The 12,574-nt window shown below is 60.0% G+C and carries 14 protein-coding genes and 1 pseudogene; 10 read left to right on the top strand and 5 right to left on the bottom strand.

Features of this window, described 5'->3' with window-relative positions; genetic code table 11:
* From ADADOO_RS10700 to ADADOO_RS10680, 5 genes are all read right to left on the bottom strand, one after another.
* The coding region (locus ADADOO_RS10700; protein ID WP_511277417.1) for a GspE/PulE family protein at positions 1-697 on the bottom strand (697 nt) is incomplete at its 3' end.
* Positions 698-702: 5 nt separating this feature from the next.
* A complete protein-coding gene (locus ADADOO_RS10695; RefSeq protein ID WP_511277415.1) occupies positions 703-1,956 on the bottom strand; it encodes a tetratricopeptide repeat protein in 1,254 nt (417 codons plus the stop codon).
* Positions 1,957-1,965: 9 nt separating this feature from the next.
* Entirely contained in the window at positions 1,966-3,759 is a 1,794-nt protein-coding gene (gene mshL / locus ADADOO_RS10690) for a pilus (MSHA type) biogenesis protein MshL (RefSeq protein ID WP_511277413.1), read from the bottom strand.
* Positions 3,760-3,856: 97 nt separating this feature from the next.
* Positions 3,857-5,242, bottom strand: coding sequence for an AAA family ATPase (locus ADADOO_RS10685; protein ID WP_511277411.1), 1,386 nt, complete (start codon positions 5,240-5,242; stop codon positions 3,857-3,859).
* Complete coding sequence (locus ADADOO_RS10680; protein ID WP_511277410.1) at positions 5,239-6,636, bottom strand: sigma-54-dependent transcriptional regulator; 1,398 nt, start codon at positions 6,634-6,636, stop codon at positions 5,239-5,241. The genes ADADOO_RS10685 and ADADOO_RS10680 overlap by 4 nt, the downstream gene beginning before the upstream one ends.
* A 129-nt stretch (positions 6,637-6,765) precedes the next feature.
* Between ADADOO_RS10680 and ADADOO_RS10675 the strand changes: the two genes are divergently transcribed.
* The 10 genes and pseudogenes from ADADOO_RS10675 to ADADOO_RS10630 all read left to right on the top strand — a co-directional run.
* Positions 6,766-7,578 carry an ABC transporter ATP-binding protein gene (locus ADADOO_RS10675; RefSeq protein ID WP_511277408.1) on the top strand — a complete coding sequence of 271 codons (813 nt, stop codon included), beginning with the start codon at positions 6,766-6,768 and terminating at the stop codon, positions 7,576-7,578.
* On the top strand, positions 7,571-8,362 hold the full coding sequence (gene mlaE / locus ADADOO_RS10670) for a lipid asymmetry maintenance ABC transporter permease subunit MlaE (protein ID WP_511277407.1): 792 nt from the start codon (positions 7,571-7,573) through the stop codon (positions 8,360-8,362). The genes ADADOO_RS10675 and mlaE overlap by 8 nt, the downstream gene beginning before the upstream one ends.
* On the top strand, positions 8,362-8,832 hold the full coding sequence (gene mlaD / locus ADADOO_RS10665) for an outer membrane lipid asymmetry maintenance protein MlaD (RefSeq protein ID WP_511277405.1): 471 nt from the start codon (positions 8,362-8,364) through the stop codon (positions 8,830-8,832). Before mlaE ends, mlaD begins: the two co-directional genes overlap by 1 nt.
* Positions 8,829-9,554, top strand: coding sequence for an MlaA family lipoprotein (locus ADADOO_RS10660; RefSeq protein WP_511277403.1), 726 nt, complete (start codon positions 8,829-8,831; stop codon positions 9,552-9,554). The genes mlaD and ADADOO_RS10660 overlap by 4 nt, the downstream gene beginning before the upstream one ends.
* A 15-nt stretch (positions 9,555-9,569) precedes the next feature.
* Positions 9,570-10,184, top strand: coding sequence for an MlaC/ttg2D family ABC transporter substrate-binding protein (locus tag ADADOO_RS10655; RefSeq protein WP_511277402.1), 615 nt, complete (start codon positions 9,570-9,572; stop codon positions 10,182-10,184).
* Positions 10,181-10,462: an STAS domain-containing protein gene (locus ADADOO_RS10650; RefSeq protein WP_511277400.1), complete on the top strand. Its 282-nt coding sequence runs from the start codon at positions 10,181-10,183 to the stop codon at positions 10,460-10,462. Before ADADOO_RS10655 ends, ADADOO_RS10650 begins: the two co-directional genes overlap by 4 nt.
* An 11-nt stretch (positions 10,463-10,473) precedes the next feature.
* Positions 10,474-11,160, top strand: a pseudogene (locus ADADOO_RS10645) (ABC transporter ATP-binding protein); the annotation flags it as partial.
* 29 nt (positions 11,161-11,189) lie between these two features.
* Entirely contained in the window at positions 11,190-11,942 is a 753-nt protein-coding gene (locus ADADOO_RS10640; protein ID WP_511277398.1) for an ABC transporter permease, read from the top strand.
* 2 nt (positions 11,943-11,944) lie between these two features.
* The gene (locus ADADOO_RS10635; protein ID WP_511277397.1) at positions 11,945-12,190 is read left to right on the top strand and encodes a BolA family protein; all 246 of its coding nucleotides are present in this window, start codon (positions 11,945-11,947) and stop codon (positions 12,188-12,190) included.
* The coding region (locus ADADOO_RS10630; RefSeq protein WP_511277395.1) for a carboxyvinyltransferase at positions 12,183-12,574 on the top strand (392 nt) is incomplete at its 3' end. The genes ADADOO_RS10635 and ADADOO_RS10630, both read left to right, overlap by 8 nt.

Raw genomic sequence — 12,574 nt, 5'->3', positions numbered from 1 at the left:
GCCAGTAGGATTTATGCAGGGCGCGAATCTGGCGCAGCATGCCGTCGATGCGGTAGCGGATGCGCAGGAAATTGGCTTCGGGTTCGAAATGGATGTCCGACGCTTCACGCTTGACCGCGTCGGTCAGGATCGAATCGATCAGGCGAACGACCGGCTGGCTGTACTCGTCGTCGGTGGCCGACAGGCTCTGCCAGTCGATTTCGCCGGTTTCGATCTCGTGCAGGATGCCGTCGATCGACAGCTCGTGACCGTAATACTGGTCGATGGCGTGATCGATTTCCGATTCGCCGCCGAGCAGCGTTTCAATTTCGGTGCCTTCTTCCAGTTGACCGCGGACACGGTCGAGACCAACGATGTCGTTGATGTCCGAAATGGCCAGCGTCAGCCGGCGGTTCGGGATGTCGTAGTCGAGCGGCAACAGGTGGTGGCGTTTGGCCAGTTCGCGGGGGACCAGCTTGAGCGCCTGCGGATCGATAACGGCCCGCGACAGGTCGATGCTCTGTTTGCCGAGATTTTCGGACAGCGCCAGGCGCAGCGTCGCCTCGGTGACGAAACCGAGAGAAACCAGCAATTTGCCGATCGGCTGGTTCTGCTTCATCTGCTCGAGCAGCGCGATACGCAGTTGATCTTCCGACAGGATGCCTTCGGAAATCAGGATCTGGCCGAGTGGGCGGTGCTGGAGGGCGGAGGTGCTCATCGGCGTTACGGCTGGCGCTCGGATTGCAGCTCGCTCAGGCGCTGCTCGACCTTGTCGCGGGCGAAGCCGGCCGGGCGTGTGGCCGCCGCCTCCAAGGCCAACCGGTAGTGCTGGGCGGCGAGGCGGGTTTGGCGCAAGTGGTCGAGGCTGACCGCCAGATTGAACAGGTAGTCCGGGTTGTCCCCTTCGGCCGCCACCGCGTTGAAATAGACCTGCTGCGCCTCGGACCAGCGGCCCTGGCGGGAATAGAGGTTGCCGAGCGCAAAATTGAGCGGCGCCGATTCCGGCTGGCTGGAGAGCAGCGACTTCAGGCGGCTTTCGGCGGTGGCCGGGTCGGCGTTGGCCGAGAGGTTGTTGAGTACGGCCGCCTGCGTCGCCGGATCGCTCGGGTTGGCGACCAGCGCCCGTTGGCGCAGGCTGTTGGCGTCCGCTGTGCGGCCCTGGCGCTGGGCAATGGCGGCGAGGGCAAGCAAGGCATCGGTGTTGTTCGGGTCGCGGTGCAGCGCCTGTTCGAATTCCCGGCGCGATAGCTCGGTATCGCCGCGTTGCAGGCTGGCGTGGCCGCGCGCCAGGTTGGCGTCAGGTTCCGGCTGAGTGCGCGTCAGGCGGATCGACGTCTGGCCTGAAGCCTCGCCCTCCGGCGTTGGCAGTGGTCCCGGCCGCGCTTCCCGATGCGGGAAAAGCGGCGCGGTGGCGGGTTCGGGCGAGGTTCCCACGGTCGACCGGGGAAAAGGCGCAAAATCGGAAGGTGGCGCGAGCGGAACGGCCGGCACGATCCGCGGTGCAGATGACGGCGCCGGCGGAGCCAGCGGCGCTGTTGCGCTGCCCGCCAGCGACCCGCGGTTCAGTGCATTCATTTGATACCAGACGTAGCCAACGATGGCGATGCCGGCAATGCCCAGCGTGCCCACAGCCACCCAGAGCGGAAGCCGTGATGGCGCCGCCGGGGGCTGTTTGGCAGCAAAGGCGTTGCGAACGGCTTCGCGCTGTTCAGTCGGCCTGGCTTGTGGGGTGGCGTGGGCTTCAGCGGCGGCCGGGCGTGGCTCGGGGAGCGCCGACTTGGCCAGTTCGGCATCGACTGCGGCGAGATGCGAGGCAAGATCGGGCAATGGATTGGGCGCCGGTTTTGCCTGTTCTTGCGAAATCGGTTCCAGGCTGAGCATGTCGCTGGCCGTTGGCAGCATTCCCCCCGGCGGGTTGCGGGCAGATTCCTGCTTGGCGTTTTCCGCCCGGCGCAGGGCATCCATCAGCAGGCTCATGCGTCGGCCTCAGCGGCTCGGAGTGATATTGAAGGGCTGCGCTTCATTCGGCTGAGCGAAGAAATTCTGCCCGGGCAGGTGATCGCGCAAGGCGGCGTAGTCACCGTCAAGGCTGGCGTCCTTGATGACGACGGGGCGCAGAAAGATGACCAGTTCTGTCTTCTGGGCTGCGTTGTTCCGGTTGTTGACCAGTTCCCCTGCCAACGGGATTTGTCCGAGCAGTGGAACACGCTGATTCTGGTAGTCGATCTTGTCTTCCATCAGGCCGCCAAGAATGGCGATGTTGCCGCTGGCTACGCGCATGACTGACTCGATTTCGCGGGTGCGAATAACCGGAACCAAGTTGCTGATTTCATTCTTTTTGAGGTCAGGGTTGGGGTCCAGCACCTCGCGGGCGACGGAAGTAATTGTCGGACGCACGTTAAGCGTGATCGCATCACCGTCGCTGATTTGCGGCGTAACGCTGACCACGAGACCAACCGAAACCGACTGCGGTGTGGTGGTGTAGGTCGTTGTGGTGCCGACGTTGGCAGTGGTGGTGGTGTCCGCCTTGACGCTGAAATAGACGTAATTTTCAACAACCTTCAACAGTGCCGTCTGGTTGTTCATGACGGAGACTCGGGGGCTGGAAAGTACCTTGGTGGTTCCGAAGGTGTCGAGCATGGTAATCAGCGAATCCGGATTGCCACCCCTTGTGTATGTGAGATTGGCCGCATTTTTGGTCAGGGCGTTGCCGACAAAGTTTAGCGTGCCGCCACCGGCCAGTTGCGTCCAGTTGATGCCTTGCTGGTAGCCGTCCTTGAGGGTGACTTCGACGATGGTGGCCTCGATCAAGACCTGCTTTCTGGCCGAGTTGCTGACGCGATCGACGAACTCCTGAATCCGGTCATGCTGCCGCTGGGTGGCGCGCACCGTGATGACGCCGCTTTCGGCGTTCATGATGACCGATGCGGCTTCCCGGAAGGTGCTGCGGCGCTCGATGGATGTGCCGGTCGCCTGGCTGGCCGAGTTCGGGTTGGGGTTGCTTTGCAGCGCATTGGCAATGGCCTGGGCGGCGCGTTGTCCGACGCCCTGGGGCAGTGCGGCGGCGCCGGTTGAGGCCTGGGCGGTGGATTTTTCAATGACGGTTTCGCTTGAGCCTTCCGGGAAAACCTTGTCGGTCTCGCGCAGGATGTCCTTGATGTTCTTTTCCAGCGATTCCCAGAACTGATTGCGGGAGGTATTTTCAATGCGTGTATTCGAAATGTTGCCACCGCCGCCCGTGGAAGGTGCACTTGTGCTGCCCGTGCTCCCGCCAGTGGTTCCGGTGGCAATCTGGGTGTTGGTCGACACCGTGCCCGTGACGTTGCGTGCCATATTCACGTAATCGACCTTGTAGTGCTTCAGGAAGGGCGAGTCGGGCATGACGGCGAGGTTCGGGCCATCCAGTTCGAAGCGCATGTCGACCTGCTTGGAAATCCGGGTCAGCAGTTGCGGCAGGGTCTGGTCGATGGCATTCAGGGTGACCGTGCCGCTGATGCCGGGGTGAATGTCGACGTTGACCTTGGCGTCGCGGGCCAGGGCGAAGAGCAGCTCGCGAACCGCAACGTTGTTGACGACGACGCTGTAGGTTTCGGCCTTGCGGGTCGGGCGCGGTTTGGGCAGAGCGAGTGTTTGCTGGACCGGGGCAGGAATGTTGGCGGAGGCTGCTGGCATCGCACTTTCCGTGTTCAGATGCCCCTTCAGCGGTTCGCGCGGGGTGGGCGCCGCGCAGGCGGTCAGCAGGGTAGAAACGAGCGTTAGACTGATGAAACCGATTTTCATCGGGTTTTGCCTTGTCTGAGCGGAGTGGTCACGGTGTATCGCTATGATGCTAGCACGTAATTTGGCGTGGCAACACGCTTTGGCGCATGCTGATCGGCTAGCGTAATTTGCTGACCTGCCGTGGAAATGGCTGCGCTGCCTTGATTGATTCGGGCAGGCTTTGTATCGCTTCAGCCGCTTCTTCGGGGCTCTCGTAATCACCAAAAATCACGCCGACCCGATCTCGTCCGGAAAGGCTGGAGCGGTAGGCACGAATTTGTGAGGGGTCGAGCACGGCGTTGGCCCGGGCGAGGAAGCCTTCGATCTGGCCGGTTTGGCTGGCATCGGTCGCGAGTAACTGAATGAAATAGTGATTGTTGGGGGCGTCCGCAACCCACTGGTCGTATTGCCCAAAGTGCTGGCGGGTCAGGGGGGCAAAGCGGATTTTGTCCGGGCTGGCAGGCTGGCCCTGTGCTTCAAGGCGCAGTGGAGCTGGTGGCTGGCGCTTGGTGGGCTGGGCTGCCTGGTTGGCTGGTAGGGCGGCCCCGGAGGCCAGTGCTCTGCCGGAGTCGACTTCCCTGAAGGCGCCAGGAGGCGTACCCATGATGAGTGCCGCGAGCAGGGCGACAATACTGGCACCGGACGCCCCCCAAAGCAGAGGCTTCGGGTTGAAGGGGGACTTGGGTTTCAGTGGTGAAAATCGGGCATCCTGTGCCGCAAGCTTGATCTCGTTGCTGCCAACTTGATGGGTGCCGCTCGAATAGGCGGCAAGCAGGGCCTTGTCGGCAACTATATTGATGCGGCGCGACAAGCCTTCGGAAACCTTGGCGATCATCGTTATGGCTTCGGCCGTGAAGGGGTTGGGGCCGTGATAGCCTGCCGCGCGCAGGCGAAATTCGATGTAGGCCGCAACGTCGGCCTGCTTGAGCGGCGCCAGGTTGAAATGCTGGGTGATGCGTTCGCGCAATTGGCGCATGTCCGTGGCGGCGAGGCGCTCGTCGAGTTCGGGCTGGGCGAAGAGCGCGATTTGCAGGAGTTTGGCGGCTTTGGACTCAAGGTTGGAAAGCAGGCGGATTTCTTCGAGCGACTCGGCGGGCATGGCGTGGGCTTCATCGATCAGCAATACCACGCGCTTGCCCGCGGCATAACGGGCGATCAAGGCATCCTGCAAGGCCCGGGTCAAGGAGTGGGTCGCCTTGCCATCGGTCGGAATGCCAAGTTCATCGGCGATGGCGCCGAGGATTTCCTGCCGGGAGAGGGATGGATTGGCCAGGTAGAGCGTTTCGACGTTCTCAGGCAGGCGTTCGAGCAGCATCCGGCAGAGCATTGTCTTGCCGCTACCGACTTCGCCGGTGACCTTGACGATGCCTTCGTCCTGGGTGATGGCATAGATCAGGGCGTCGAGCGTTGGGCCGCGGTTGGCGCCGGTAAAGAAAAAGTCGGTGTGCGGCGTGATGCGAAACGGGGGCTCGCGCAGGCCGAAATGGTCGAGGTACAGGCTCATCGGCGGCTCCAGCTCGTCATGCGATTGTAGAGTGTGGTGCGGTTGATGCCCAGGCGGCGGGCGGCTTCGCTCATATTGCCGGTGCTCAGTTCAATGGCCGCTTCGATGTAGCCGCGTTGCCAAAGTTCGAGCGTGGCGTCGAGGTTCAGCGGCGATGCTTTTTCGAGGTGCCGACGCGCTGCCAGCTTGACTTCTTCGAGGTCGCCGGCAATCGGCATGGCGCTGCTGGTGGCCGGCTCCAGGGTGTCGACTTGGTCGAATTCGGCGCGTAACTGCTCGGCGGTGACCATTTGTCCGGGGTAGCGAGCACTCAGGCGAATGGCGATGTTGCGCAGTTCGCGGACATTGCCGGGAAAGCCGTAATCGAGCCAGAGGGACTGTGCCGGAGCGGCAAGCTGAAAGGGTTCAGCGCGCACATTGGCGGCGCAGCGCTTGCGAAAATACTCAAGCAGCAGCAGCCGGTCGAGTCCCGTTTCGCGCAGCGGCGGTACTGCTACGGTGAACACCGAAAGACGGTGAAAAAGGTCGGCCCGAAATCTCCCCGCCCGCATTTCCTGGCGCAGGTCGCGATTGGTCGCCGCCACGATGCGCGCCGTGGAAACCCGGGTCTGCGTTTCGCCGACGCGCTGGTATTCGCCGTTTTCGAGTACGCGCAGCAGTTTGGGCTGGAGGTCGAGTGGCAGCTCGCCGATTTCGTCGAGGAAGAGTGTTCCGCTGTCGGCGTCTTCGAAATAGCCGGACTTGGCACCCGTGGCGCCGGTAAAGGCGCCCTTGGCGTAGCCAAAAAGGGTCGGCTCAAGCAGCGTTGGCGAAATGGCCGCACAGTTTAGGGCAAGAAAAGGCTTGTCCTGGCGATCGGTCAGGCGGTGCAGGTAGTGACTGGCGACGATGTCCTTGCCGCTGCCTGACTCGCCTTCAATGAGTACCGGATAGGCGAGATTGGCGTATTGGCTGAGTTGCAGGCGCAGCCGCTGCATGGGCAGGCTTTCGCCGATCAGTCCACCGGTTTGGGTGGTCTGGGATTCGTTGCCAAAACGCAGGGCCTGCCGGAATAGCTCAGTCAGGCGAGCGGGGTCGCATGGCTTGGCGACAAAATCGACCGCGCCCAGGGTGCGCGCATGGCGGGCGTTGCCCTCTTCGCTCTGGCCGGAAAGGACGATGATTTTCATGTCGGGCGATAGGGCCAGCAGATCACCGATCAGGGCAAAGCCCTCGTCGGGGCGGTGCGGGAGCGGGGGGAGGCCAAGGTCGACCAGGGCCAGCTGAGGCGGTTGCCGGAGTTGCCGGAGCAGGGACAGGGCGTGCCCCCTGCTGTGGCTCGTGAGAACGTCATATTCCTGCGCGAAGGCGAAACTGAGCGATTCGCTGATGAGCGAATCATCGTCGACGATCAACAATAGTGGCTTGGCAGGTGGCAAGAGGACAACGTCTCATGTGAAATTTTACCGATTATAGCCTTGTCGTTTCCCGGCGACGGTGGGGCTTTCTGCTAAAATCGCCCGACTTTTTCTAGGGAATATGCCTTGTCCGACGACATTCTTGTCGATATCGAAGAGCTCGAATTTGCCTACGATGGTCAGCCGGTGCTGCAGGGAATCAACATGAAGATTCCGCGCGGCAAAGTGGTGGCCATCATGGGTGGGTCCGGTTGTGGCAAGACGACGCTGCTGCGCTGCATCGGTGGCCAATTGCGGCCGACCGGCGGGCGCGTTCGTCTGGAAAAAAATCAGGTATGCGGTATGTCGGAGGCCGATCTGTATCGACTGCGTCGCCGGATGGGGATGCTTTTTCAGTTTGGTGCCTTGTTCACCGACATGACGGTATTCGAGAACGTTGCCTTTCCGATGCGCGAACACACCGACATGTCGGATGAAATGATCCGCGATCTGGTGCTGATGAAACTCGAAGCGGTGGGTTTGCGCGGTGCGTACAAGTTGATGCCAGGCGCGTTGTCCGGTGGCATGGCCCGGCGGGTGGCACTGGCCCGTGCCCTGGCCCTTGACCCGATGCTGGTGATGTATGACGAACCATTTACTGGGCTCGACCCGATTGCCCTGGGGGTCATCGGTCAGTTGATCCGTAAATTGAACGATGCGCTGGGCGCAACCTCGATCATGGTGACCCACGATATTCAGGAGTCCTTGCAGATCGTCGACTACATCTATTTCATGAATGGCGGGCGGGTGGTGGCCGAAGGCACGCCTGACGAAATCCGTGCCTCGACCGACCCGTTCGTTCATCAGTTCGTTCATGCGGCGCCGGATGGCCCGGTCCATTTTGATTATCCCGCCCGCTCGGTGCGCGACGAATTCCTCGGTTTGGTAGCGCATGTTTGACCCGGTTTCTATTCTTCGGCAACTGGGCCACGCGACGGTCGATCGCATTTGGCGACTCGGCTTCGCGGCGCGCTTTCTGTGGGCCGTGCTGATACATTCGGGATCCTCTTTCCGTCGCCTCCCGCTAACGCTGCGCGAAATTTATTTCAGTGGCGTGCTATCTCTCCTGATCATCATGGTTTCGGGGCTGTTTGTCGGTTTGGTGCTCGGTCTTCAAGGGTATGAAATCCTCCAGCGTTTTGGCTCCACCGAAGCGCTGGGGACGCTCGTCGCCCTTTCGCTGACCCGCGAATTGGGGCCGGTTCTGGCCGCCATCTTCTTCGCTTCGCGGGCAGGATCGTCGGTGACTGCAGAAATTGGCCTGATGAAGGCGACCGAGCAACTGAAGGCGATGGATATGATGGCCGTCAATCCGATTGCCCGTGTCGTGGCCCCGCGATTCTGGGGCGGCGTTATCTCGATGCCGCTGTTGGCAGCGATATTTTCGGCCATGGGTGTCCTTGGCGGATGGTTGATTGGCGTCGTTGTCATCGGCGTCGATGACGGTTCCTACTGGTCGCAGATGCAGGCCAGTGTTGATTTTCGTTATGACGTATGGAATGGTGTGGTGAAGAGTTTTGTCTTCGGAATAGCCGTTTCGCTGATTGCCGTTTTTGAAGGTTATGACTCGGTGCCAACGGCCGAGGGCGTTTCGCGCGCCATTACGCGTACCGTGGTGACTTCAGTGCTGACCGTTCTGGCGCTGGATTTTGTTCTAACCTCGTTCATGTTCCGGGGAGCTTGATGAACCGTACTGTTCTCGACCTGTGGGTCGGTTTTTTTGTGGCCATCGGCTTGGCGGCCGTGCTTTTCCTGTCGCTTAAGGTGGGGAACCTGTCGTCATCACATTTGTCAGAATCATACGTTTTGAAAGCCAAGTTTGATAATATTGGCGGCCTGAAGGTACGTGGTCCGGTCAAAAGTGCCGGCGTGGTGGTTGGGCGGATTGTTGATATCCAGTTCGATTCGGCGACCTACGAAGCGGTGGTCAGTATGACGATTGACGGGCGCTACCATTTTCCGAAAGACACCTTTGCGTCAATCAATACGGCGGGGCTGCTGGGTGAGCAGTACGTCGGGTTTGATGCGGGTGGCGATGAAAAGATGTTGTTGGCCGGTGATACGATCGCCAAGACGCAATCAGCGATTGTGCTCGAAAAATTGATCAGCCAGTTTCTATTCAGCAAGGCTGCGGACGGACAGGACAAGAAATGATGGATTATTTTTACGCATCGGGAATTCGTGGGGCGTGCCGCTTGACCCTCGGGGCGCTCGTCGTCGCCTTCACGTGTTCCGGTGCGCTGGCCGAGGATAATCCGCGTGACCCCTACGAGGCATTCAATCGCCCGATGTTTGCGGTCAACGAAGCTATCGATAAATATGCCGCCAAGCCGGTTGCCCAGGTTTATGACAACGCCGTTCCGCTGCCGGTCAAGGCCAGCGTTGGCAATTTCTTCGGCAATGCCGGCGATTTGTGGGTTGGCGTCAATAGCGCCCTGCAGGGGAAGTTTGGCGATGCAGGTGTCGACCTGGGGCGCCTGCTGATCAATTCGACCGTCGGTATTTTCGGCCTTTTCGATGTCGCCAGCGAACTGGGCCTCGAGCGGCATGATGAAGATTTCGGTCAGACCCTGGCGGTTTGGGGGGTGGATGGTGGTGGTTATCTGTTCTGGCCAGTGATCGGCCCGCGCAATGTGCGCGATACGGTTGGTTTTGCGGTCGGTACCTACGCTGATCCGGTGATGTATGTGCGCCCGGTATCGGTGCGCAACAGCATGGCGGCGTTGCGTTTTGTCGACGTCCGGGCCAGTTTGTTGCCCTCGGACAAGGTGGTCGAGGAAGCGGCGCTGGATAAGTATGCTTATATTCGCGACGCTTATCTGCAGCGCCGTCGTAGCCAGATTTTCGATGGTCGCCCGCCGCGGCTCGATGACTAATTGCTTGATTAAGAAATGATGAAAAAGCTATTAACCCTGTTTTTTTTCGGATTCGTTGCTAGTGCCGCCTATGCTCAGGAGGCTCCGGATGTGCTGGTTCAGCGCGTCACTGACGATGTGCTGGAGATTATTCGCAAGGACAAGGAAATTCAGAACGGCGATACACACAAAGTCATCGATCTGGTCGACAAGAAGGTGCTGCCGCATTTCAATTTCTCGCACATGACTGCGCTGGCCCTCGGTAAGGAGTGGCGCAAGGCCAGCCCGCAGCAGCAGCAGCAGTTGACCTCCGAATTCAAGACACTGCTGGTGCGTACCTACGCCAACGCGTTGACGGGTTACAAGAATCAGAAAGTGGTCTATAAGCCCACCAAAATGGCGCCGGCCGATGCCGACGTGCTGGTGCGCACCGAGGTGCTGCAGCCCGGTAGCAAGCCAGTGCAGCTCGATTACAGTCTCGAGAAACTGGAATCGGGCTGGAAGGTCTACGATGTGGTGGTTGCCGGCATCAGCTTGGTGACCAACTATCGTGATCAGTTCGGCCAGGAGGTGCGCAACGGTGGCATTGATGGCCTGATCGCTTCGGTGGCGGCCAAGAACAAATCTCTGGAAGCCAGCGCCAAGAAATGATCGAACGTGAAATGGGGCGTCTTGTCATCAAGGTGCCGCTGGTGATGACCCATGCGCGCGGTCTGCTCGAAGCAGGCCGTTCTGCTTTGCAGTCGGGTGAGCAGGTCTTTGATTTCGCCGAAGTGACCGAAGCCGATTCGTCAGCACTCGCCGTAATGCTCGGCTGGTTGCGCGCAGCCGCACTCTCACGGTCAACCGTAAAATTTGCCCATATTCCAAATGGCGTTGTTTCGCTGGCCGAGCTGTACGGCGTGACCGAACTGCTGCCCCTCGCCTGAGGGGGCGTTGCATGATCCCCGCTGTTTCCATCGTTGACGTCGTCAAGCATTTTGGTTCGCTGCAAGCGCTGGCCGGGGTGTCGCTCGAAATCGGGCAGGGCGAGTTCTTCGGCTTGCTCGGGCCGAATGGTGCCGGCAAGACGACGTTGATTTCGTCGCTGGCTGGTCTGATCCGTCCGGATTCCGGAATGATCAAGGTGATGGGCCACGACGTAATCGCGGATTTTCGTGAGGCGCGTCGCCTGCTCGGTGTTGTGCCGCAGGAACTGGTCTTCGACCCGTTCTTCAATGTTCGTGAAACGCTGCGTATCCAGTCCGGCTATTTTGGCATCCGCAAGAACGACGACTGGATTGATGAAATACTGGAAAACCTCGATCTGACAGGCAAGGCCAATGTCAATATGCGCCGGCTGTCGGGCGGCATGAAACGGCGTGTCCTGGTGGCCCAGGCCCTGGTGCACAAGCCGCCGGTGATCGTTCTCGACGAGCCAACAGCCGGAGTTGACGTCGAATTGCGCCAGGGGTTGTGGCAGTTCATTCGCCGTCTGAACGGCGAGGGCCATACGATCATCCTGACCACGCATTACCTGGAAGAAGCTGAGGCCCTGTGTAACCGCATCGCGCTCATGAAGCAGGGGCGGGTCATTGCGTTGGACACCACAGCCAACCTCATGGCGGCCTATCCCGGCGCGTCACTGGAGCAGGTTTTTGTCCGGACGATGCAGCAATGATCGGTTTCCTGACCCTGTTCGAAAAGGAGTTCCTGCGTTTCTGGAAAGTCAGTTTTCAGACGGTAGCTGCGCCGGTGCTGACGGCCCTGCTTTACCTGCTGATTTTTGGCCATGTGCTCGACGAACACGTGCAGGTCCATGGCGTGCGTTACATCAGCTTTCTGGTGCCAGGTCTGGTGATGATGCAGGTGTTGCAGAATGCCTTCGCCAATTCATCGTCGAGCCTGATCCAGGCCAAGATTACCGGCTCGATTGTATTTGTTTTGCTGCCGCCGATTCCCTATGGCGCCTTCTTTGCGGCCTACGTGCTGGCGGCCGTGGCGCGTGGCTTGATGGTTGGTGTCGGCGTGTTGCTGGCGACCGTGTGGTTCGCTGAGCTGAAGGTCGTCGCGCCATGGTGGACGCTGGTCTTTGCGTTGATTGGTGGCGGCTTGTTTGCGGCGCTGGGCATGATTGCCGGGGTCTGGTCCGAGAAGTTCGACCAGCTGGCGGCTTTCCAGAATTTTCTGATTATGCCGCTGACTATGTTGTCTGGTGTTTTCTACTCGATTTACACACTACCCACATTCTGGCAGGGGCTGTCGCATTACAATCCCGTCTTTTACATGATTGACGGCTTCCGTTATGGTTTTTTCGGCGTCTCTGACGTGGCACCGGAAACCAGTCTGGCGGTTGTCGTTACCTGCTTCGCTGCCGTGTCCATGCTGACCCTGCGCCTGCTGAAGCGGGGCTGGAAGCTCAGAGGCTGAACATGATGCACCCCGAACAAATCAAGCAACTCATCCTCGCCGGCATGGTCTGCGAGCACCTCGAGCTCGATGGCGATGGTCAGCATTTCCAGGCGACCGTGGTGAGCAATGAGTTTGCCGGCAAGAACCGCGTGCAGCGCCAGCAGCATGTGAACAAAATACTGAAGGAGAGATTCGATTCGGGTGAGTTGCATGCCTTGTCCTTCAAAACATTTACCCCGGAAGAATGGAGCGCGCAGCGTGGATAAGTTGTTGATTGAGGGAGGCAAGGTCCTCTCCGGTGAAGTGGCGATGTCGGGTGCCAAGAATGCCGCTTTGCCGATTCTGTGCGCCTCGCTGCTCACCGCCGATCCGTTGCATCTGACCAATGTGCCGCATCTCAACGACATCTCGACGATGCTGCGCCTGCTCGGCGACATGGGCGTCGGCGTGACCATGGATGGTGTGGACGGCATGGAACTAGACGGTGGTGGCCTGAATAACGCGGTTGCTTCCTACGAAATGGTCAAGACCATGCGCGCCTCGATCCTCGTGCTCGGTCCGCTGGTTGCCCGCTGTGGCGAAGCGCGTGTGTCGTTGCCCGGCGGCTGCGCCATCGGCGCCCGGCCGGTCGATCAGCACATCAAGGGGCT

The organism is Azonexus sp. (assembly GCF_036170495.1).
GTDB lineage: Bacteria > Pseudomonadota > Gammaproteobacteria > Burkholderiales > Rhodocyclaceae > Azonexus.
The sequence above is the reverse complement of the archived record's forward strand: the minus strand, read 5'-3'. Positions and strand labels throughout refer to the sequence as shown.

Excerpts from the sequence above, each read along its gene's own strand:
- ADADOO_RS10695 (WP_511277415.1), bottom strand. The coding sequence starts at position 1,956 with ATGAGCCTGCTGATGGATGCCCTGCGCCGGGCGGAAAACGCCAAGCAG.
- mshL (WP_511277413.1), bottom strand. The coding sequence starts at position 3,759 with ATGAAAATCGGTTTCATCAGTCTAACGCTCGTTTCTACCCTGCTGACC.
- ADADOO_RS10685 (WP_511277411.1), bottom strand. The coding sequence starts at position 5,242 with ATGAGCCTGTACCTCGACCATTTCGGCCTGCGCGAGCCCCCGTTTCGC.
- mlaE (WP_511277407.1), top strand. The coding sequence starts at position 7,571 with ATGTTTGACCCGGTTTCTATTCTTCGGCAACTGGGCCACGCGACGGTC.
- mlaD (WP_511277405.1), top strand. The coding sequence starts at position 8,362 with ATGAACCGTACTGTTCTCGACCTGTGGGTCGGTTTTTTTGTGGCCATC.
- ADADOO_RS10660 (WP_511277403.1), top strand. The coding sequence starts at position 8,829 with ATGATGGATTATTTTTACGCATCGGGAATTCGTGGGGCGTGCCGCTTG.
- ADADOO_RS10655 (WP_511277402.1), top strand. The coding sequence starts at position 9,570 with ATGATGAAAAAGCTATTAACCCTGTTTTTTTTCGGATTCGTTGCTAGT.
- ADADOO_RS10650 (WP_511277400.1), top strand. The coding sequence starts at position 10,181 with ATGATCGAACGTGAAATGGGGCGTCTTGTCATCAAGGTGCCGCTGGTG.
- ADADOO_RS10640 (WP_511277398.1), top strand. The coding sequence starts at position 11,190 with ATGATCGGTTTCCTGACCCTGTTCGAAAAGGAGTTCCTGCGTTTCTGG.
- ADADOO_RS10635 (WP_511277397.1), top strand. The coding sequence starts at position 11,945 with ATGATGCACCCCGAACAAATCAAGCAACTCATCCTCGCCGGCATGGTC.